The organism is Kaistella soli (assembly GCF_019038595.1).
Lineage (GTDB): Bacteria > Bacteroidota > Bacteroidia > Flavobacteriales > Weeksellaceae > Kaistella > Kaistella soli.
Window position 1 is genome coordinate 332,314 of the sequence record NZ_JAHOPF010000002.1, and the last position, 19,254, is coordinate 351,567.

Here is a 19,254-nt window from a genome sequence, read left to right on the forward strand (position 1 = left end):
CATTTAAGGATTAATGGGCAGCGTCGAGGACGTCAATTTTCCCTAGTTTGTTCAGTTCCCATTCCTTCTGCATATAAAAGATAATTGGTGTTACCAAAAGGATGTGAATGGCCGAAGTGAAAACACCACCAACCATCGGCAATACGATTGGTTTCATCATATCACTTCCCACGCCGTGGCTCCACAGGATGGGTACAAGCCCGAAGAGGGTCACGCAAACCGTCATAATCTTTGGTCTTAATCTTTTGGCTGCACCATGAATGACATATTCACGAAGTTCTTCATTGGTGATGGTCTCCCTTGAGTTGCCATTTTTTGCAATAAGCTGAACCATGGCGTCGTTCAGGTAGATGACCATCACGATTCCGGTTTCCACCGCAAGTCCGAATAGGGCAATAAATCCCACTGCTACTGCTACGGAAAGGTTCACCCCCCAAATCGAAATCATAAAAACGCCCCCGATTAATGCAAAAGGAATACTGATGAGATTAAAAAAAGCTTCGCGGTAAGAATTGAATGCAAAATACATGGAGAGGAAAATCACGACCAATACCAGTGGCATAATCATTTTTAAGGTCTGCTCACCCCGAATCAGGTTTTCATACTGGCCGCTCCATTCCACGAAATAGCCTTTAGGCATTTTGGTGACCATGCTGTTGAGTTTTTTCTGTGCTTCTGCTACGGTACTGCCTAAATCCCGATCACGGACGTTGAACAGAACAGTTCCGCGTAACATGGCATTTTCAGAATTAATCATTGGTGGACCTTCTGTAAGGCGGATGTCCGCCACTGCACTCAGTGGGATGGATCCAAATTCCATGGTCTGCATAGGCAGTCTTCTCAGTGACTCCAGATTATTTCTGAAATCCTGGCCGTACCTGGCGTTTACCGAGAATCGCTGTCGGCCTTCGACGGTGGTGGTTAGTTTCATTCCGCCAAGGGCACTTTCTACGACTGCATTTACATCATCCACGCTTAGCCCGTATCTTCCTACTTCTTCGCGTTTCACTTGAATGTCCACATATTTTCCGCCGGTAATCGGTTCGACATACATGTCCTTGATCCCTTCAATTCCTGTGAGTTCCTTTTTAATCTTTTCTGAAAGGACGGCAATACTGTCCAGGTTCTGTCCGTATACTTTTACGCCCACATCCGTTCTGATCCCGGTTGAAAGCATATTGATTCGGTTGGAAATCGGCATGGTCCAGCCATTGGTAACGCCTGGAATCTGCAGTTTGGCATTCAGCTCATTGATGAGATCATCTTTTGTTTTGCCCTCGCGCCATTCGCTTTGCGGTTTCAACAAAATAATGGTTTCAATCATGGAGATGGGTGAATTATCTGTCGCCGTGTTGGCTCTTCCGGCTTTTCCGAGGACATGATCCACTTCCGGAATTCCCTTAATGATTTTATCCTGTACCTGCAGTAATCTTTTGGCTTCAGAGTTTGAAATATCGGGAAGGGTAACCGGCATAAAGAGCAAGGATCCTTCATCCAAAGGCGGCATAAACTCACGTCCAAGGTTCATTATCATTGGAATACTGATGAGCAGTGCCAAAATATTAATTCCCAGCGTGGTTTTTTTCCATTTTATGCACCATCTTATCAGCGGTTCGTAAATCCGTTCCAAGCCTCTGTTTATTGGGTTTTTATTATCGTCCTTAAATTTTCCCTTCATGAAAAAGGAGATGAGCACCGGGGCAAGGGTAAGCACCAAGATTGCATCAACAATCAGGATGAAGGTTTTGGTGTACGCCAGCGGATGAAAAAGTTTACCTTCCTGACCGGTCAACATAAATACCGGGAGAAAAGAAACCACGATGATTACCGTAGAAAAAAATACGCCTCTGGATACCTGTAAGGATGATTTTTCGATAATCTTCAACCGAATGTCTTCGGGAATTTTAACGTAACTGTCTTTCTCCTTCTCTTTTTTTCTGAATATATTTTTAAACCAGTTGGTTTTCATTGTTATGGGTTTTTATTTTGTTGATGGTTCTGCCAATCGGAGAGATTTTTATAGGCATTTTCGGACATGATAATTCCGTTATCCACGATCACCCCAATTGCCAGTGCAATTCCGGTAAGCGACATAATATTGGAGGAAAGTCCAAACGCATTGAGCAGAATAAAACTGATGGCAATGGTGACCGGAATCTGAATAATGATACTTAATGCACTTCGCCAGTGGAACAGGAACAGAATAACAATGATAGCGACCACGATGATCTCTTCGATCAGCTTGGTTTTGATATTGTCTATTGCCCCTTCAATAAGGGTACTGCGGTCGTACGATGTCTTGAAGGTGACGCCTTCAGGGAGTCCTTTTTCAACGTCCTTCATTTTCTCTTTCACATCGTTGATGACCTTATCCGCATTTTCGCCATACCGTGCCACCACGATACCGCCCACGACTTCACCTTCACCGTCCGCATCAAAAATACCCAGGCGGAGATCACCACCCATCTGTACAGAGCCAATGTCTTTAACCCGCACAGGAATTCCGTTGTAATTTCCCAAAGCAATTTCCTCGATATCGGCTACGTTCTTTATGTACCCCAGTCCGCGAATGATGTATGCCATATCAGCCATCTCAAATTTACGTCCGCCCACATCATTATTGTTGGCTTTCACTTTGTTCATAACATCCATGAGGGATACGTTATAGTACTGGAGTTTTACAGGATCTACAATGAGTTGGTACTGTTTTTCGAAGCCGCCAAAGGAGGCTACTTCCGCCACACCGGGAACCGTCTGAAGCGCAAACTTTACATACCAGTCCTGAAGGGCACGCTGGTCTCCCAAATCCATTTTGGGTGCATCGAAATGATACCAGAAGACGTGACCTACACCGGTGCCATCCGGTCCGAGAGTAGGGGTAACATCCTGCGGGAGTAAGCGCTGCGCATAATTGAGCCGTTCCATTACCCTGGTTCTGGCCCAATATATGTCCACATTATCTTCGAAAATGACATACACGAAACTCATCCCAAACATAGAGGAAGCCCGGATATTTTTGATTTTCGGAATGCCCTGAAGGTTGCTGACCAGCGGGAAAGTCACCTGATCTTCAATAATCTGGGGACTTCTGCCCATCCACTCCGTAAAAACGATGACCTGGTTCTCACTCAGATCCGGAATTGCATCGATGGGATTGTCCCTTACCGCAAAAATACCCCAGATAAAAAGGCCGATTGCTATCAGCAAAACGAAATACCTGTTGCGGAGGGACAGTTTGATTAAATTTTGAATCATGGTTGTGTACGGTTTTACTTAATTTCTTCCTGAACCTCGCCACATGAAAGCATTTCTTTGCCGTAATAAGGATTCTTCACCTCACGTGAATCGCTAAGCCAAAAAGCGCCTTTGTTATCATTATACATCGGGCAGAATACTTTGTACACCGGTTTTGGAGTTCCGAAATCTTTCAGCAGATCGTAAAAATCGACACTCATTAAATCCAGATGTTCCCGCTGATGATCAATATTCCCAGCGTTATCTGCAATGTGCTCCGCATGTTCACTGATGCTTGATTCCAAATCCGCAAATTCTTTCTTCTGTTCAGCGGAAAAACCGATTTTGTCTATTTTGGGAAAGGACGCCAAGATTCCTTTTGCTGCACTTACCGCTTCCTTATCATCATCACCGGACAACGCGAATGTAAGGTGGGTGTAATGAGAATAAAGCTCCGTGAGGTCAGCGGAAGTTTTTTTTGCTTCGCTTACGGTTACCTCTTTATTCATTTCCATATTGTCCATCGCTGGACTGTCAGACATTGTGCTCATATCGTGTTGCATGGTTGTATCAGTGGTGTTTTTATGTTCTTTGTTTTCTTTGCAGGAAGTAAGTGCAAATGTGCCGATTGCCAAAAGGCTGAATAGTACTGTTTTCATTATTTTATAAGTTTAAAGATTATTTTATTTATTAAAAAAGGTTTCGTAGTTTGCTTTATTTTCGAAGTACACGACATTATCATTTTTATCAGAGATTGCAATAATTGCGGTTGCTTTATCGATGAGTTGATGAGATATCGGATCATACGCCATGCGAGCATTTTCTTCCTGCGGGATTCTGAGTTTGCAGTTTTCGCAGCAACCGTAGTAGGTTTTGCCGTCATGCTTTACTTCGAGCTGCTTTTTGCCCATGTAGGCGTTGTTTACCATACAGACCTGGTCGTGGGGAACAATGTCGCCGGTCTTGAACTGTGCATTGGTAATTTGGGTAGTTTCTGCTTTTGAATTGGTGCAGGAAACGAGGAACACTGCTACAAAAGCCAGTATTCCTAAAAGAATATTCTTCATTAAAATATCGTTAAAGGTTAATTTTGAGCCTCCGTCTTGAGAGACTGTGTACGAAAATCCTGATCTTCAAGTTGTTCTTTAAAGAACATTCTTTTCTAAAAGATTACTTAAACGAGAAGTGGAAGTTCGAAGGGACATTCAGCACCGCTAAATAATCTGCGGAAAGTGTCATAAACACTTCACGACCAGACACAATTCGGGCTGTAAAAGAAGGTATTAACCTATTTTTGGCGGTTGCCAAATGGTATGGAATCCACCAGAGTAATGGGGATTCTGATAATAGAAATTGGAATTGTTGCTATAATAACCTGAGTCTTCATTTTTAGAATCCTCTAAAAATTTACTATCCGCTAAAACAGTGTATTGAGCAGAACTGCAAAGGTTTCCGCTACAGTTTCCTGAGCATCCTTCCGTTTGGCAATTGTGTGATTTGGGGTGACAGCACTCATCTTTGCAATCGCCGCTGTCGCAAGACGGGTGAAATTTCGCGAATGACTGTTTGATGAAAATCTCAGCATGCGCCTCTGCTTTAAAAACCTGCTTTTCCTTTTTGCTGCAAGCTAAGGAAATCCCCGGCGCCAGAAATAACGCGAGTGTGAGGGATAGAAACAGTATTTTAAAATTTCCGTGCATTATGAAGTAAAACAGTACAAATGTAGGAAATTATTTTAGAAGTTAAATTTGTTTAGGGATAATTAACATAGTAAGTGACTCGACAACTAACAGAGATTAACAGCTTAGAAATTGGCAAGGGCGTATCATCCAGATTTGTCTTAGGCCGCATTCACGCCAGTGTTTTTTCCAGTTTTTCTTTCCATTTTTGCCAGTCGGGTAACAATTTTGCCTGAAGGTCATAAAAATCTTTCGTGTGGTTGCGTATGACCAAATGACAAAGTTCATGAACCATTACATATTCAATACAGGCTTTTGGTGCTTTTACCAATTCGGTGTTGAGTGTGATTTTTCCATTGCATGTACAGCTGCCCCATCTTTTTTCCATCCATTTTATTACCATGTCTGGTAGGAGTAAGGACGTAAGCAAACTTTAGCAAAAGAAAAATTTTATTTTTTAAATGAAAAATTTACCTATTAATTTTATAAAGTAGAATGCAGAATAAAGAAACGGCTATTTTAGTTTGCGTCGGAAGTGGTCAAAGTAATATGTTTTTTTTCAAGAAAAAATAAAAAAAAGTTTTTTGCCCAAAAGTGGTTACTGCCCTTACTGCCACAAAATAAGGAAAAGCGATGCTTTTGACACCGCTTTTTTGAAAGGTAAATTTTATGGCTGATTTCAAAGAAAATGATTACTAATTTGGAAACCTGTACGGTAACTTTCCGACCTCGGAATTATCGGTTTCATTATGTTCTTTCTTGCGTGCTCTTCTGTCTACTTCATCAACATCGAGAACATTCACAACATAGACGTAGCTTTTATTTCTTACGATGCGGATGAAGCCATGTTTCTTTAAGGCTTTACCTAATTTATTGACTGTGCCGTCTGTTACATTTATATTCGCCACTGTAGCCAGTCGGACTGCGATTTGAGAAGCATTAAGAAAAGCATTTGCTGTTTCTCTAGTCGCTGGTTCAAACCATGTCAGCAACAGCTCTTCTTCAGGGCTCATTAACTGGTACTGTTCGTTGTTCGCGTTGATATCCTTAATTTCTTCCTGGTTGAACCAATGGCGGAAGCCATCTTTGTAAAGTTTTAATGCCTGGGCGTAGCACAGGTTAATATCTACTTGGTGTTGGTATTCGATGTTCTCCAATTCAAAACAAAGGAAGCGACGCGAGCCTGTTGTGTCGTTTAGAAATTGGGCGGTGTTTACGCTGCCGGCGAAGCTGGCACGGCGTGGCATATTTTCGTTGTTGTGGCCATAGGCTTTTCGCATTCTGATGTGCGTTTTTGTGATGAGTTCTTTCAGGGAACCGATTTCTGTACGGTTCAAATTTTCGAGCTCGTCCAGGTTGATGAGCATGCATTCTGCCAGGTGAATTAAGGTGTCCTTGTTGTTTGGGTTTACGGTTCCTGAAAAGATGTACTGTTTGAGTTCCCTAGGCATTAGTTTTTCTATCCAGGTTGTTTTTCCGAGTCCCTGTTTGCCGGAAAAGACAATTACAGTTTGATTGATTTGCTTTTCATCCAGAACACAGGCGACCATGGCGACAAACCACTTTTTGAAACATTCTTTCCAGAGGTCAGGCTTTGTAGTGGTAATCGTTAAGGCCAATTCTTCGATGTAATCTTTATCGCCCGTATATTCCGCCAAATTTTCGAAGTAATCTTTGAAAGGATCGTACATTTCGCAGAAGTCTGAGCGAAGTAAATTCCGGAGGGAATTGATGCTGCAGCGGACTTTTGCTTTCTGGATTTCGCGAAGGATGGAATTTTCTTTAAAGTCGGTGATGTATTTCCAAACTTTACCGTTTACTCTTCTGTATTCTAATTTTCCCAGGACTTCGTTGTAGCGGAATTTATAGCGATTATTCAGAAAGTTTTCCAGTTTGTCGATTTGGGCAGGTTCGTCTTCCTCGTCAATAATAATAGTTCCATCCGGGTTTATTGTCGCGGATGATTCACCTGAATTTTTCTTTACGCTCGAAGATTGCACGGATTTTGCGGATTTTTTTTGGGGTTGGTATTGATCGGTGCCATGTTCAGAGGTATTTGCATAAGCGCTTTTTACTGCATTCATTACTTCCTGACCGTTGTAATCGTAATCAGCCAAAATATATCCCAAAGCCAGCGTTTCAGGAACACCTTTCCTGTTTAGGTTGTTTGCCAGCTGGAATACGAAATTATTGCGGTTGCCCTCCACGAATGAATCTTTTTTTTCGGTGAACTGGACGCAGTGGTGGTAAAGAACATCATAATTAAGCGTAGAAGGTTTGGCAAACTGGAGCTGTTCCTGCTGAACTTTTTGCGCTATGACAGACTGTTGATCTCCACTTGAAAAAACTGCAGCATTTTCATTAAAATATAATTCCGGATCAAACGAAACAAAGCAAAGCCTGGTAATGTCTTTACCTGATTTATCAATTTCTACAGACAGGATATCTTCGAAATATTTCTGCAGCTTGAGAAAAGTTTCTTTATGTTCTTCCTTTTTTGAATCTACACGGACTAAAATTTTAAGACCATTGCCTGAGGGGCTTAGAAATGCTGCAAATGCAAATTCGTTATTTTTTATTATTGACTTGCAAATGTTTACTTTTTCTATTGTCAGCTTATCAATATCCAATACCATTAAACTGTTATAGTTGGTAAGGAGTTCCATTTTCCTACCTCCTTTGAAGGTTGCGGAGGGTGTGAATGCAGGAAGTGATTTCTTTGCTCTTTCTGCAGCTTCTTTTTTATCCTCAGCTAAAGATTTGCGAAGGTAGATGATTGCGTTTCGGTAAGTCCCGGTTTTGATATCATCCAGAATTTTAACGATGTCTTTCTGTTCGATGACTTCATTGAAGTTTTTGAATATGGTGGATTTCATTTTTTTAGATTTTTGAATTACAAAATAAAAGGTTAGAAAAAAGCCCAAAGCGGAAGCATGGGCTTTTTACAGTATGAGGCTTTAGCGGCGTACAATACTACTTTGCGAAAGATTGGTTGTGGTGTTCATTCAGGAATTTTTCAACGTCTGACATCTTATAGTAAATTTTCTTTCCTACTTGTGAAAAAGCTATTTTACCTTCGTCACGCCAGGCCTGCCCAGTGCGCTGAGAAACGCCCATAATTTCCAGAAATTTTTTGTTGTCCACGAAAGTTTCCCTGTGTGCAGCAGTACCCCTTTCGAATTTTTCTATGAGTTCGTTGATCTTAGTAACTAACTCACTGAACTGATCTGCAGATAATACGATTGCTTCCATAATTAAAAATGTTTTAAGATTATGGAGCGAAGTTGAAAAAAAGAATGAAGTCCCCAGGTCCCCAGTTGGTCCCCCGGGGACCACGTTTTTTATATAAGTTTATCCAAATCAATTCTTTTGCCTGTATTAGGACGTTTTTCTTCTTTGGAAGGTTTCAGAATGGTCTTCACTGTTTGGGGACTTATTGGATTCCCATCCTTATCCAGGAAATTATTTACAATTAAAGCAGCCATTTCATTAGTATTTGCTTCAATATAAGGTTTACCATCTGATGACTTTTCTCTACTCAATTGGTAGAATACATCGGTGATCTGGTTAATATTGACATTGATTTTGATCTTGTTAAAAACGGTCCCCGGGGACTTATCAAAAGTCCCCTCTTTTACCAGGTCATCCTTTAATTTTTTCAGAGCATAGATCTGCTTTATTTCTTTATCGCACTGTTTATCAAAAGCAAGCGTATGAATATTTACAAATTCGATATTGGCCTGCTGATATTCAAACTTCTCTTTAGTTAACAGCAGAATCTTTTCAGAATCTGATGTGACATTCTGAAGTTTATTTTTGATTTCATAGAATGAAAAATAACGCTCTTCACTTTCAGCATTGATATATTTTTTGGGAGGTTTTGATTTGCTCTTTGCTGAATTTTCATCAAATATTTTATTTCTTTTTGTTTCTATACTGGTATACAGCTTCATAAGCCTACTAGGGTTCCGGTACCCTGAAAACAGTTCTTCATTTACAGAAATTAGTTTTTCAAATTTATTAAGCCACTGAACCGGATCTTTTACCAAGCGGCAATGATGAGAAATGAACGCTGGAATCTGTGAATGGGTAATAGAGAATGCAATATTTATTAATTTTTGGCAATACTCCTGTAGGCTTTCGTTTGGTATTTTCAGGATGTCAAATACCGGATTGAAATCATCAGTAATTTTTACGGAAGAAAACTGCAGGAATGGTGCTGTTTCTTTAATGAGATTCTTTTCTGTCATTTTAACTGTGTTTTTATGGTGTTTAAAATATAATATATGCAACAAAAGAATTGATTAAGTAAATATTATACACGCTTTACGTTATATAATTGCTAACACACTACATTTAAACCAGAATTTCATCAATTAGCTAAAATAATAAATTGGTTGCATATAAAAAAAATCACTTCAAATTACGAAGCGATCTCTTTACCTAAACCCCTGATAATCATATAAAATAAATTTCAGAAGGAAATTTTTAAATGACGAATTCATCTACAGCCTTATCCAGTTCATCATTCATTACTTTTGCGTAAATCTGTGTCGTAGAAATTTTTGTGTGATCCATTAGCTTACTTACATATTCTATCCGCATCCCATTATTTAAAGCGAAAGTTGCGAATGTATGTCGGCTCAGATGGAAATGAAGATTGAAAGGAAACTCTAAATTCTTCCCGATTGTACGCAGATGAATATTACACAGAACATTAGCGTTGGCGATTAACTTCCTCCTGTCTTCAGGTGAAGCTCTATCAAATTTCGCAACGGAAACCGCCGGAAAAACAAATGATAATTTATTATTGCTTTCGTTCCAATATTTTTTAAGAATCTCAATAGCAGTGGTGCCAATTTTCAACCTGTGCGTTCTCCCTGTTTTATTGATTTTCCGTTCAATGATACCTTCTGTTAAGTTGATTTCTTCCCATCGAAGACAGGCTATATCAGAAAAGCGTAATCCTCCCGCCGAAACAGCAAACACAAACATATCCTTAAATACCCGTCCTCTCCTTCCGTGCTGCCCATCGTAATTTTTGAATTTTTCAAACTGTTCTACGTTTAAAAACTTTCGTTTGTGTTCTTTTATCTTAATTTTTATTTTGTCAAAGGGATATAGATTTTTGTCTACAAGGCCATCTGCTATCGCAGAATTATAGATCATCGCCAATGGTATCATACAGGTTTTGACTGAAATTCCTGAGTTCTTCCGTTCTGATACCAGATAATTCATGTAATCTTTGATTAATGCCACGTCAACTTCTTTCATGAGCAGTTCCTGGTTATCTGCAAATTCTGAAAACTTCTTCAGCAACTGCTTATAATTATACATCGTATTTACAGAAAGTGTATTCTCCAACCTGCCAAAGACTTTGTCCTTATATGGAAAGAATTTTAAGCCGTCCTCTCCCTTTAAAGCTTTTTTTATTTCATTTGCAGTAAGATTCTTAGTCTTTTTCTCCTCCTCCAGCACCATCATCCCAGCATCTGCTATTTTCTGAGCAAGAATAACGTTCATTCTGGTAGAGTTTGGATAATTCTTCCTTACTTTCTGAGCGTCCTGATCCCATTGACTTGCTTTCAGTTTGATTCCCGTTGAAATAAATTTTGTTTTTCTATTCTGGATTACTCTGATGTAAAGTGGTGAATGTCCTGCTTTGTCTTCGCGCTGCGTTTTTAAGATGAATTTTAAAGTTGCCATCGTATTAAAAATTAAAAGTTAGTGTTCCGGAAAAATTGGTTTTAATTTTTCGCCACATTTAGGAAAAATGGGATGATTTTTGTCATACTCTGTACCCTTCAAAAGTACAACAAGTGGTACAACAAACTCTTAATTTGGATGCTTTCAATTACTTTTAATTGAATGATTGAAAAAAATAAATGTCCTATCCATCACTAATTGAGCGAAAAGCTGGACAATACAGAGAAAATTCTTTATCTTTGTGCAAATTTAAAAAATAAAGTAGCAATGGCTATCAGAATAACAGATGAATGTATAAATTGTGGTGCTTGTGAACCCGAATGTCCTAATACTGCCATATATGAAGGCGCTGTAGACTGGAAAGCATCGGATGGAACTGCCCTCAAAGGACGGGTTGTCATGAAGTCGGGATTATCCGTTGATGCAGATGATCCGCAGGAACCTGTAAGTGATGATGTTTATTTCATTGTCGCCGACAAATGTACTGAATGTAAAGGCTTCCATGAGGAACCGCAATGTGCTGCCGTTTGCCCGGTAGACTGCTGTATTCCGGATGACGATCATGTAGAATCGGAGGAGAGCTTACTTCAGAAAAAAGCTTTTTTACACGGAGAATAAGAATTCCGCTCACTCTTTGTGGGCGTTTTTTATATATTATTAATCCAATGTCAAATACGGTGAATCCGCGGCTTGCGGCCACCGTAAAAATGAAAAAAGATGAGCAAAAAACACAATTTCAGCGCAGGACCGTGCATCTTACCTCAGGAAGTTTTCCAGAAATCGGCTGAAGCCATTTTAGATTTCAACGGTATAGGTCTTTCACTCCTCGAAATTTCGCACCGCAGTAAAGATTTTGTTGCCGTAATGGACGAAGCAAGGGCAATCGTAAAACGTCTGATGAATTTGGGTGACGATTACGAAGTGCTGTATTTGGGCGGCGGCGCAAGTCTGCAGTTTGTGATGGTTCCCTTTAATCTGATGAAAGCTGAGACCGGAAAAGCAGCGTATCTTGACACCGGAGTTTGGGCAGCAGGAGCGATTAAAGAAGCAAAAAAGTTCGGAACTGTAGATGTTGTAGGCTCGTCGAAAGAGGAAAACTACTCTTTTGTTCCAAAAGATTATACCGTCGGAAATCAATACGATTATTTCCACTGCACTTCCAATAACACGATTTACGGAACTCAGATGAAATCTTTCCCGAAAGTGGACACGCTGATGGTGTGTGACATGAGTTCAGATATTTTTTCAAGACAGCTGGATTTTTCCCAGTTTGATTTGATTTATGCAGGGGCACAGAAAAATATGGGTCCTGCCGGAGTAACTCTGGTAGTGGTAAAAAAAGATATTTTAGGCAAAACAGGAAGAGATATCCCTTCCATCCTGAATTATCAGAGCCATATCGACAAAGAATCCATGTACAACACCCCTCCTGTTTTCCCCGTATATGCCTCGCTTTTAACCTTGCAGCATCTGGAAAACAACGGTGGAATTGCCGGTGCTGAACTACGCAACGAAGCCAAAGCTCGGTTACTTTACGGAGAAATCGACCGCAATCCGCTGTTTGAAACTTATTGTGTGGACGAAGACCGTTCACTGATGAATGTCTCTTTCAGATTACTCGACGAATCCAAGAAAGAAGAATTCGACAATGCATGGAAAGCAGCAGGAATAAGCGGTTTGAACGGTCACAGAAGTTTGGGCGGTTACCGCGCAAGCCTCTACAACGCACTGCCTATCGAAAGCGTGCAGGTATTAGTGGAGGTGATGAAAAATTTAAACTAAAGTTTTCAGGATATTATTATTGAATTGATTGAATAAATTATGAAGGTTTTAGCAAACGACGGAATTTCAGAATCGGGTAAAAATGCTTTATTGGAAGCAGGAATAGAATTTCTGGAAGCAAAAGTTTCTCAGGAACATTTGGTGAATTTCATTAATGAAAATCAGGTGGATGTACTGCTGGTAAGAAGTGCAACAAAGGTTGGACAGGATGTAATTGATGCATGTCCCGGCATTAAGATCATAGGCAGAGGAGGCGTTGGAATGGATAATATCGATGTTGAATACGCTATTGATAAGGGAATTTACGTCATCAATACGCCTAACGCATCCTCAAGATCGGTTGCAGAAATGGTTTTTGCCCACTTTTTCTCCTTGGCGAGATTTCTACACGAATCAAACAGGCTTATGCCTCTGGAAGGAGACACGCATTTTAAAGCCATGAAAAAATCATTCTCCAAAGCGGTGGAACTCGAAGGAAAAACCCTGGGAGTAATCGGTTTTGGCGGAATTGGTCAGGAAGTGGTAAAAATGGGAATTTCTTTAGGAATGAAGATCAAGGTTCTTACCCGAAAACCAAGAACAGAAACCCTGTTTTTAGATTTCTTCGACGGACAGAGCGTGAATTTTGAAATCAGCTCTGGCAACGATTTTGATGAATTCCTGAAAAACACTGATTTTATCAGCATCAACACTCCGAAAACCAACGAATATATTATCGATACGCCACAGTTCGAAAAAATGAAAGACGGTGTTTTCATCGTAAATACCGCAAGAGGCGGCGTCATCAATGAAGTCACCCTGCTCCATTATATCGAATCCGGAAAAGTTGCCGGCGCGGCGCTGGATGTTTTCGAAAACGAGCCCAATCCCGAACTTCCGCTTCTGATGAATCCCAACCTTTCCCTTTCACCGCATCTCGGAGGAAATACTCTTGACGCACAGGAAAAAATCGGAACTGAACTTGCATTGCAAATCATTGATATTAAAAAGAAACTATAATATATTATGCCTATATTCAGACCATTCCGGGGAATAAGACCGAGTGAAGATTATGTTGATATATTCCCTACGCATCCTTTAGATAACTTCTCACAGGAAGAAATCAACAGGAAAGCTCAGTTAGAGTCATCATATATTCAGATGATAAAACCTTACGTCGTAAGTAAATCTAAAGATATCGACCGGAATCTGCGGAAAATACGGACTAATTTTGAAGAATTGCTTGATGATAAGAAACTCACTCAGGACAGTTCTTCCTATTACCTGTACGAGCAGATTTTACCCAATAAATCAGTATTCCGTGGATTACTGGGCTTGGTAAGTGTGGATGATTTCCGGAACGGGAAGATTAAAAAACATGAATCAACGCTTACTCACAAGAAAGAAAAGCTCGCTTATTATCTGGAGAAAGTGAATATCCAGGCTGAACCGGTGCTGCTGACCTATATGGCGAATCCGAAAGTGGAACTGCTGATGAATCATGAAGAAAAGAATGTTCCTGTTCTGAATTATCTTGATGATAACGGCACGCGGCATAAAGTATGGCGGATTGATAACCGCCTAAAAATGATGCAGTTCAAAGAAGTTCTGGAACAGATTGATTCGTTTTACATTGCGGACGGTCACCACAGAATTGGGTCCACCGCTTTAAATGCACAGAATCTTCGGAACAAAAATAAAAAACATAACGGAACCGAGCATTACAACTACGTATTCAGTTTCCTTGTTTCGAATCAGTCCATCAAAATCAACGATTACAACAGACTTCTGGAAGATCTGAACGGACTTTCCGAAGCGGAGTTTTTAAAGAAAATTGAAGAAAACTTCCTCGTTCATGATAAAGGGGAAACACCATATTATCCTTCGCAGAAGTTCCATATATCAATGTATCTGGGCGGAAAATTCTATTCCCTGCACGTAAAACACGATCTGAGAAAACAGCAGAGCGAAATGAACGATCTGGATCATTTCCTTCTGGAAGAGTTTATCATTAAGGACATTTTAGGAATTGAAGATCCCAAAACCACCGATAAAATTACTTATATCAAGGGAAGTTCAAATATTGAAGGTATCAAAGCCATTAAGGAAAGCGTGGATTCCGGGAAGTATAAGGTCGGTTTCGGTATTTATCCGGTAAGTTTTAATGACTTGCTGAAAGTATCTAACAAAAACATAAAGATGCCGCCAAAATGCACCTATATCGAACCTAAATTAGTAACGGCTTTAGTAATGTACGATATGAAACAATAACTATTTTTTTAAATTAATTTGTTTAAATTTGGGAATCAATTAAACAATTCATGAAACAGATTCTCATTAAAATACTTCCGCTCTTTCTGGGCGGAATTTTATTTTCCCAAACCGGCCGCGATTCTCTGCAGTTCAAAAACATTTCTGATGAAATGTTAACCAATGGTGCAGCCTATGAAAACTTAAGGGATTTAACGCAGAACATCGGTCACCGGTTAAGCGGTTCCGCAGCTTATGAAAAATCTACGGACTGGGCTGTTCAGAAATTAAAGGAAGCCGGCGCTGATAAAGTCTGGAAAGAGGAAGTAATGGTTCCGGTATGGGAGCGGGGAAAAGAATCTCTTCATATCAAAACCGGAAAAGGAAACTGGAAAGCGCTTAAAATGCTTTCTTTAGGAAACTCGGAAGGGACAAAAGGGAAAAACGTAGAAGCTGAAATCATTTTTGTAAAAAACAAAGCAGAGTTCGATCTGCTTCCTGAAAGTGCTGTTAAAGGAAAAATTGTGTTCTTCAATTACGCTTTTAACCAGAAATTCATTTCTACAGGTCAGGCATACGGTGACGCCGGAATCTACCGCCGTTCTGCAGCTTCATGGGCGGGCAAAAAAGGAGCGAAAGCGGTGATCATCCGGTCGCTTTCTTCTGCTTTTGATGATGTACCCCATACCGGAATGATGCGTTATGACCAGGATGACAATACCAAAATTCCTGCTGTTGCCATTGGACCGAAAAGTGCTGATGAACTGGAAAAAGTTTTAAAAACTGAGAAAATTTTCGCGCGGCTCAATTCGAACTGCGGCATGAAAGGAGAAAAACTCTCGCATTCAGTAATTGGAGAAATTACCGGAATTAAAGATCAGAGTGTAATTGTAGTGGGTGGTCATCTTGATTCGTGGGACGTTGGTGAAGGTGCGCATGACGACGGAGCAGGAATTGTTCAGAGCATTGAAGTCCTGAGAACTTTCAGAAAACTCGGCATTAAAAATAACCACACCATCCGCGTCGTATGTTTTGCCAATGAAGAAAACGGCGTGAGGGGCGGAAATACTTACGCTGATAACATCCGTAAAAATAATGAAAAACATATCTTCGGTATAGAAAGTGACGGCGGCGGCTTCACGCCAAGAGGAATTGCGCTGCTGATGGATGCCGGGAAACGCAAAGAAGTACAGTCCTGGAGAAATCTTTTTCTTCCGTATGGCGTTCATAATTTTGAGCTGCAGTATGCCGGAACCGATATCGAACCCATGGAAAAACTGGGAGTGCCTTTAGGAGAACTCGTTCCCGATTCCCAGCGCTATTTCGAAATTCACCATTCTGAGGAAGACACTTTCGATAAAGTAAACCGCCGCGAACTGCTGTTAGGCGCTGTTGTAATGGGACAGCTTATTTACATGATCGATAAAAACTGGTAATGAGAAAACCACCATTTCATAAAAGCGTCCTGAATTCCGTAAATGGATTGATCTGGATGTTGAAATCTGAAAGGAATTTCCAGCTGGAAGTATTAGCACTGCTCGTCAATCTGTTTCTTATTGTTTATCTGAAACTCGGTGCGACTGACACCGCGCTGATATTAACCGTTTGTTTTTCGGTATTAAGTTTGGAAATTGTAAATACCTGCGTCGAAAAAATTTGTGACATTATTAATCCAGAATATGATGAGAGGATAAAAATCATCAAAGACATTGCTGCGGGTTCTGTGGTTTTAATGGCAATGGCCGCTGTGTTTGTAGGGATTTTGGTGTACTGGAAATACCTGTTCTAAATCATAACATTTTCATAAGAATCTTTAGCTGCCTGATAACCGATTTCGAAAATTTCTTCCAGCCGGTTTGCTTTCCGTTCGAAAGTGCCGTATTGAGAGAGTTTCTTGGAACTGATCAGCCAGTCACAATAGGAAAATTTATGAATTTCCGTCCGGTGAGAAAGGAGTTCGTAAGCCCGGGATGTAACGGCTTTAATAGAATTAAGATCAGAGACTTCCACATCCTGAGGAAGAGAAACGTATACGCCGATGAGTTTTTCACACTCCTGATGAATGATATCTGCCGGAAAATTATTCAGAACACCGCCATCGCTGAACATTTCATTTCCCACTATATAAGGCGTTGTAATACCGGGGATAGAGCATGAAGCGATCACGGCATCCACAATTTTATCGGTATTTTTAAAAATTTTCTGGTCACCGGAAACCAGTTCGGTAGCGATGATTTTTACTTTTAAATCCAGATCACCGATAGTCATTTCCCTGAAAACCGGATTCAGATAATTAGAAAAAATCATGGAAGACACCAAGCCCGGTTTGTTGATAGCAAAGTGCTTCCAATGGAAAAAATACACCGATTTAAAAAAATCCAGGATTTCCTCGGGCGTTTTTCCGACTGCGTGCAGACTTCCGACAATTGAACCTGCGCTGCAGCAAGAAAGTATTTCCGGACGGATGTTCTTTTCCTTAAGAAATTTCAGCACTCCCGCATGCGCAACTCCTTTTGTTCCGCCTCCCGAAAGCACCAAACCAAGACTGTATTTTTCCATCATCAAAATTTCCTCAAAAATAATAAAACCACGTCCAAAAAGACGTGGTTTAAAAATATAAATTATCCGGTTTTTTATTTCAGAAGGAATTCCTGCATAAAACGGATCACAGCAAGCCTCTGAAAATCGATATTTTCTTTCTTACGGAAACCGTGGCCTTCGTTTTTCGCCTCAAGATACCAAACGGTATTGCCCTGTGCTTTCAGTTTATCTCTCATTTGGGTAGCCTCTGTAACCGGAACCCTTGGGTCATTGGTCCCCTGAATGATGAACATTGGTTTTTTAATTTTGTCAGTATTATTTAGAGGTGCAATTTTTGTGAAAAATTCACTCATTTTGGGATCGCGTTCGTCTCCGTATTCTACTCTTCTTAGATCTCTTCTGTATTCTTCCGTATTTTTGAGGAAGGTATTAAAGTCTGAAATTCCAACAATATCTACGGAACATCTGATCTTATCAGCATATTCGTATGCGGTAGCCAAAGTCATAAATCCGCCGTAACTTCCTCCCATAATCATAATCCGGTCTTTGTCGAGTTCTGGTTGTTTTGCAATCCAGTCGAGTAAAGCGCCGATATCTTTTACAGAATTCATCCGGTTAAATCCATTGTCGCTCGCAATATAGGTTTTACCGAAACCTGAAGAACCGCGGACATTCGGATAAATAAGGGCTACACCCATTTCATTGGTATAGTAATTTCCTGAGCCTAGAGATGACGCCATGGACTGCCCTTCGGGACCACCGTGAATATTAATCAGTACCGGTCTTTTTCCTGTAAATTTCTTAGATGCAGGATAATAAAAACCAGTGATCTTCATATCGTCAAAACTTTTCCATTCGATGAGTTTGGGTTGGGACATATCGGTTTTCTGCATTTCGCCCTGTTCGCTCTCCGTCCATCTTTCAATATTTTTGGAAGCCAGATCCAAACGGTAAATATCCGCGGAAGAATCAAATGTGGACTGTGAAAAGAAAAGGGATTTTCCATCATCCGTAAAGTCGAAATTATTAATTAAACCAATCGGCAGACCCTTAATTTCGCTGTATTTTTTAGCCGCGGTATCCATCAGATACATTTTGTTCACGCCGCTCTCATTGGTTTCAAAAACAATTTTAGTTTTATCTTTCGATAAAGTATAACCGGAAACTTCCCACGGAATATCGCTGGTATAATAGCTGATTTTCTTCGTTTTCAGATTGAATGTTGCCAGACGGTCAAACTCATTGTCTCGGTCGGTTACGTACCAAATCTCATCAGGATTTTTGCCAAATTTTGCGCTGCCCTGAACAATCTGCTTTTCACTTCTGTCAGTAATAGGTTCGAGTTTTCCCGTATCCGTATTGAAAAGGTAGAGATAAGACTCGTTTGCAGACACATATTCACCGATGATTAATCTTTTACCGTCACTGGAAATGTCATTAATTCCCCAGCCGCCGCCTTTTACCTCAAGAACAAGTTTGGTTTCATCAGGTTTTAAAGGATTCATATAATAGATATCACGGTCACCTCCGTTTCTTTTCGTGGAAGAAAAATAGAAGCCGCTGCCGTCTTTTTTCCACACCATTCCGCCGTTCTGAGATCTTCCTCCGTCAGTGAGCAGTTTAGATTCCATCGTTTTTAAATCAAGTTTAAAAAGCTGACCGAATTCATTTCCGCCAATATCTTTAGAATATACGAGATATTCACCTTTTACAGGTTCATAATCGGCAGAATTTACAGGCTCATCAAAAAAGGTGATTTGCTTTCTGTTTCCCATTGCCTGAGACAGTTTGTGAAGCTGGTTGGTTGATCCGAACCGCGTTACCATAATCACTTCCTTTCCGTTGGGATGAATGGAGGTAAAATTTGCACCTCTGCTTTCTGAATATTTCTTGATTTTTTCATTCAGACTTTTTGGAATGACAGGAATATTTTCTGCGATTAAATTTTCATTGGGCAGAACATTGTCATTTTTACTTTGAGAAAACACCACGGTTCCCGAAAACAACAGTACCGGGAAGATGTACTTACAATTCATAGATTAATTTTTTGTTAAGATATGAATTTCTCTGCACAAAAAAAACC

General features: G+C 40.2%; 18 protein-coding genes. 6 read left to right on the plus strand and 12 right to left on the minus strand.

The features are described from left to right. Positions 1–10: 10 nt before the first annotated feature. The 10 genes from KSK37_RS04615 to KSK37_RS04660 form a co-directional block, all read right to left on the minus strand. Positions 11–1,969, minus strand: a complete 1,959-nt coding sequence (locus tag KSK37_RS04615) for an efflux RND transporter permease subunit (RefSeq protein WP_088359982.1) — start codon at positions 1,967–1,969, stop codon at positions 11–13. A gap of 2 nt (positions 1,970–1,971) precedes the next feature. Continuing rightward, a complete protein-coding gene (locus KSK37_RS04620; protein WP_031504500.1) occupies positions 1,972–3,255 on the minus strand; it encodes an efflux RND transporter permease subunit in 1,284 nt (427 codons plus the stop codon). Positions 3,256–3,269: 14 nt separating this feature from the next. Further along, complete coding sequence (locus KSK37_RS04625) at positions 3,270–3,893, minus strand: DUF3347 domain-containing protein (RefSeq protein WP_088359983.1); 624 nt, start codon at positions 3,891–3,893, stop codon at positions 3,270–3,272. A gap of 24 nt (positions 3,894–3,917) precedes the next feature. Continuing rightward, positions 3,918–4,301, minus strand: coding sequence for a hypothetical protein (locus KSK37_RS04630; protein WP_088359984.1), 384 nt, complete (start codon positions 4,299–4,301; stop codon positions 3,918–3,920). Between the two features lie 350 nt (positions 4,302–4,651). Further along, positions 4,652–4,819 carry a hypothetical protein gene (locus tag KSK37_RS04635; RefSeq protein ID WP_179209397.1) on the minus strand — a complete coding sequence of 56 codons (168 nt, stop codon included), beginning with the start codon at positions 4,817–4,819 and terminating at the stop codon, positions 4,652–4,654. Positions 4,820–5,085: 266 nt separating this feature from the next. Further along, on the minus strand, positions 5,086–5,316 hold the full coding sequence (locus KSK37_RS04640) for a M48 metallopeptidase family protein (RefSeq protein ID WP_088359985.1): 231 nt from the start codon (positions 5,314–5,316) through the stop codon (positions 5,086–5,088). A 292-nt stretch (positions 5,317–5,608) separates the two neighbouring features. Then, positions 5,609–7,789 carry a VapE domain-containing protein gene (locus KSK37_RS04645; protein WP_217199722.1) on the minus strand — a complete coding sequence of 727 codons (2,181 nt, stop codon included), beginning with the start codon at positions 7,787–7,789 and terminating at the stop codon, positions 5,609–5,611. Between the two features lie 97 nt (positions 7,790–7,886). Then, positions 7,887–8,165, minus strand: coding sequence for a helix-turn-helix domain-containing protein (locus tag KSK37_RS04650; protein ID WP_088359987.1), 279 nt, complete (start codon positions 8,163–8,165; stop codon positions 7,887–7,889). A gap of 89 nt (positions 8,166–8,254) precedes the next feature. After that, positions 8,255–9,163, minus strand: coding sequence for a hypothetical protein (locus tag KSK37_RS04655; RefSeq protein WP_088359988.1), 909 nt, complete (start codon positions 9,161–9,163; stop codon positions 8,255–8,257). A 238-nt stretch (positions 9,164–9,401) separates the two neighbouring features. Then, complete coding sequence (locus tag KSK37_RS04660; protein ID WP_088359989.1) at positions 9,402–10,619, minus strand: site-specific integrase; 1,218 nt, start codon at positions 10,617–10,619, stop codon at positions 9,402–9,404. Between the two features lie 267 nt (positions 10,620–10,886). On the opposite strand from KSK37_RS04660, the gene KSK37_RS04665 reads away from it, so the two are divergent. The 6 genes from KSK37_RS04665 (at position 10,887) to KSK37_RS04690 (ending at position 16,419) form a co-directional block, all read left to right on the plus strand. After that, positions 10,887–11,237 (plus strand): 4Fe-4S dicluster domain-containing protein, encoded by a 351-nt coding sequence (locus KSK37_RS04665; RefSeq protein WP_088359990.1) that lies wholly within the window; start codon positions 10,887–10,889, stop codon positions 11,235–11,237. A 99-nt stretch (positions 11,238–11,336) separates the two neighbouring features. Next, positions 11,337–12,401 (plus strand): 3-phosphoserine/phosphohydroxythreonine transaminase, encoded by a 1,065-nt coding sequence (gene serC / locus KSK37_RS04670; protein ID WP_217199723.1) that lies wholly within the window; start codon positions 11,337–11,339, stop codon positions 12,399–12,401. A 39-nt stretch (positions 12,402–12,440) separates the two neighbouring features. Then, on the plus strand, positions 12,441–13,400 hold the full coding sequence (locus tag KSK37_RS04675; RefSeq protein WP_088359992.1) for a D-2-hydroxyacid dehydrogenase: 960 nt from the start codon (positions 12,441–12,443) through the stop codon (positions 13,398–13,400). A 6-nt stretch (positions 13,401–13,406) separates the two neighbouring features. After that, positions 13,407–14,651, plus strand: a complete 1,245-nt coding sequence (locus KSK37_RS04680; protein WP_217199724.1) for a DUF1015 domain-containing protein — start codon at positions 13,407–13,409, stop codon at positions 14,649–14,651. A gap of 50 nt (positions 14,652–14,701) precedes the next feature. Beyond that, complete coding sequence (locus tag KSK37_RS04685) at positions 14,702–16,066, plus strand: M20/M25/M40 family metallo-hydrolase (protein WP_217199726.1); 1,365 nt, start codon at positions 14,702–14,704, stop codon at positions 16,064–16,066. Continuing rightward, positions 16,066–16,419: a diacylglycerol kinase gene (locus KSK37_RS04690; protein WP_217199729.1), complete on the plus strand. Its 354-nt coding sequence runs from the start codon at positions 16,066–16,068 to the stop codon at positions 16,417–16,419. Before KSK37_RS04685 ends, KSK37_RS04690 begins: the two co-directional genes overlap by 1 nt. Here the strand turns inward: KSK37_RS04690 and KSK37_RS04695 are convergent. Together KSK37_RS04695 and KSK37_RS04700 are read right to left on the minus strand one after the other, a co-directional pair. After that, positions 16,416–17,192 (minus strand): patatin-like phospholipase family protein, encoded by a 777-nt coding sequence (locus tag KSK37_RS04695; protein WP_246566234.1) that lies wholly within the window; start codon positions 17,190–17,192, stop codon positions 16,416–16,418. The two genes, KSK37_RS04690 and KSK37_RS04695, sit on opposite strands and share 4 nt — an antisense overlap. Positions 17,193–17,263: 71 nt before the next feature. Beyond that, positions 17,264–19,207, minus strand: a complete 1,944-nt coding sequence (locus KSK37_RS04700) for a S9 family peptidase (RefSeq protein WP_217199731.1) — start codon at positions 19,205–19,207, stop codon at positions 17,264–17,266. Positions 19,208–19,254: the final 47 nt, after the last annotated feature.

Bases quoted from the DNA above. Each gene is read 5' to 3' on its own strand.
- KSK37_RS04615 (WP_088359982.1), bottom strand. From the start codon at position 1,969: ATGAAAACCAACTGGTTTAAAAATATATTCAGAAAAAAAGAGAAGGAG.
- KSK37_RS04620 (WP_031504500.1), bottom strand. From the start codon at position 3,255: ATGATTCAAAATTTAATCAAACTGTCCCTCCGCAACAGGTATTTCGTT.
- KSK37_RS04625 (WP_088359983.1), bottom strand. From the start codon at position 3,893: ATGAAAACAGTACTATTCAGCCTTTTGGCAATCGGCACATTTGCACTT.
- KSK37_RS04630 (WP_088359984.1), bottom strand. From the start codon at position 4,301: ATGAAGAATATTCTTTTAGGAATACTGGCTTTTGTAGCAGTGTTCCTC.
- KSK37_RS04635 (WP_179209397.1), bottom strand. From the start codon at position 4,819: ATGCTGAGATTTTCATCAAACAGTCATTCGCGAAATTTCACCCGTCTT.
- KSK37_RS04640 (WP_088359985.1), bottom strand. From the start codon at position 5,316: ATGGTAATAAAATGGATGGAAAAAAGATGGGGCAGCTGTACATGCAAT.
- KSK37_RS04645 (WP_217199722.1), bottom strand. From the start codon at position 7,789: ATGAAATCCACCATATTCAAAAACTTCAATGAAGTCATCGAACAGAAA.
- KSK37_RS04650 (WP_088359987.1), bottom strand. From the start codon at position 8,165: ATGGAAGCAATCGTATTATCTGCAGATCAGTTCAGTGAGTTAGTTACT.
- KSK37_RS04655 (WP_088359988.1), bottom strand. From the start codon at position 9,163: ATGACAGAAAAGAATCTCATTAAAGAAACAGCACCATTCCTGCAGTTT.
- KSK37_RS04660 (WP_088359989.1), bottom strand. From the start codon at position 10,619: ATGGCAACTTTAAAATTCATCTTAAAAACGCAGCGCGAAGACAAAGCA.
- KSK37_RS04665 (WP_088359990.1), top strand. From the start codon at position 10,887: ATGGCTATCAGAATAACAGATGAATGTATAAATTGTGGTGCTTGTGAA.
- serC (WP_217199723.1), top strand. From the start codon at position 11,337: ATGAGCAAAAAACACAATTTCAGCGCAGGACCGTGCATCTTACCTCAG.
- KSK37_RS04675 (WP_088359992.1), top strand. From the start codon at position 12,441: ATGAAGGTTTTAGCAAACGACGGAATTTCAGAATCGGGTAAAAATGCT.
- KSK37_RS04680 (WP_217199724.1), top strand. From the start codon at position 13,407: ATGCCTATATTCAGACCATTCCGGGGAATAAGACCGAGTGAAGATTAT.
- KSK37_RS04685 (WP_217199726.1), top strand. From the start codon at position 14,702: ATGAAACAGATTCTCATTAAAATACTTCCGCTCTTTCTGGGCGGAATT.
- KSK37_RS04690 (WP_217199729.1), top strand. From the start codon at position 16,066: ATGAGAAAACCACCATTTCATAAAAGCGTCCTGAATTCCGTAAATGGA.
- KSK37_RS04695 (WP_246566234.1), bottom strand. From the start codon at position 17,192: ATGATGGAAAAATACAGTCTTGGTTTGGTGCTTTCGGGAGGCGGAACA.
- KSK37_RS04700 (WP_217199731.1), bottom strand. From the start codon at position 19,207: ATGAATTGTAAGTACATCTTCCCGGTACTGTTGTTTTCGGGAACCGTG.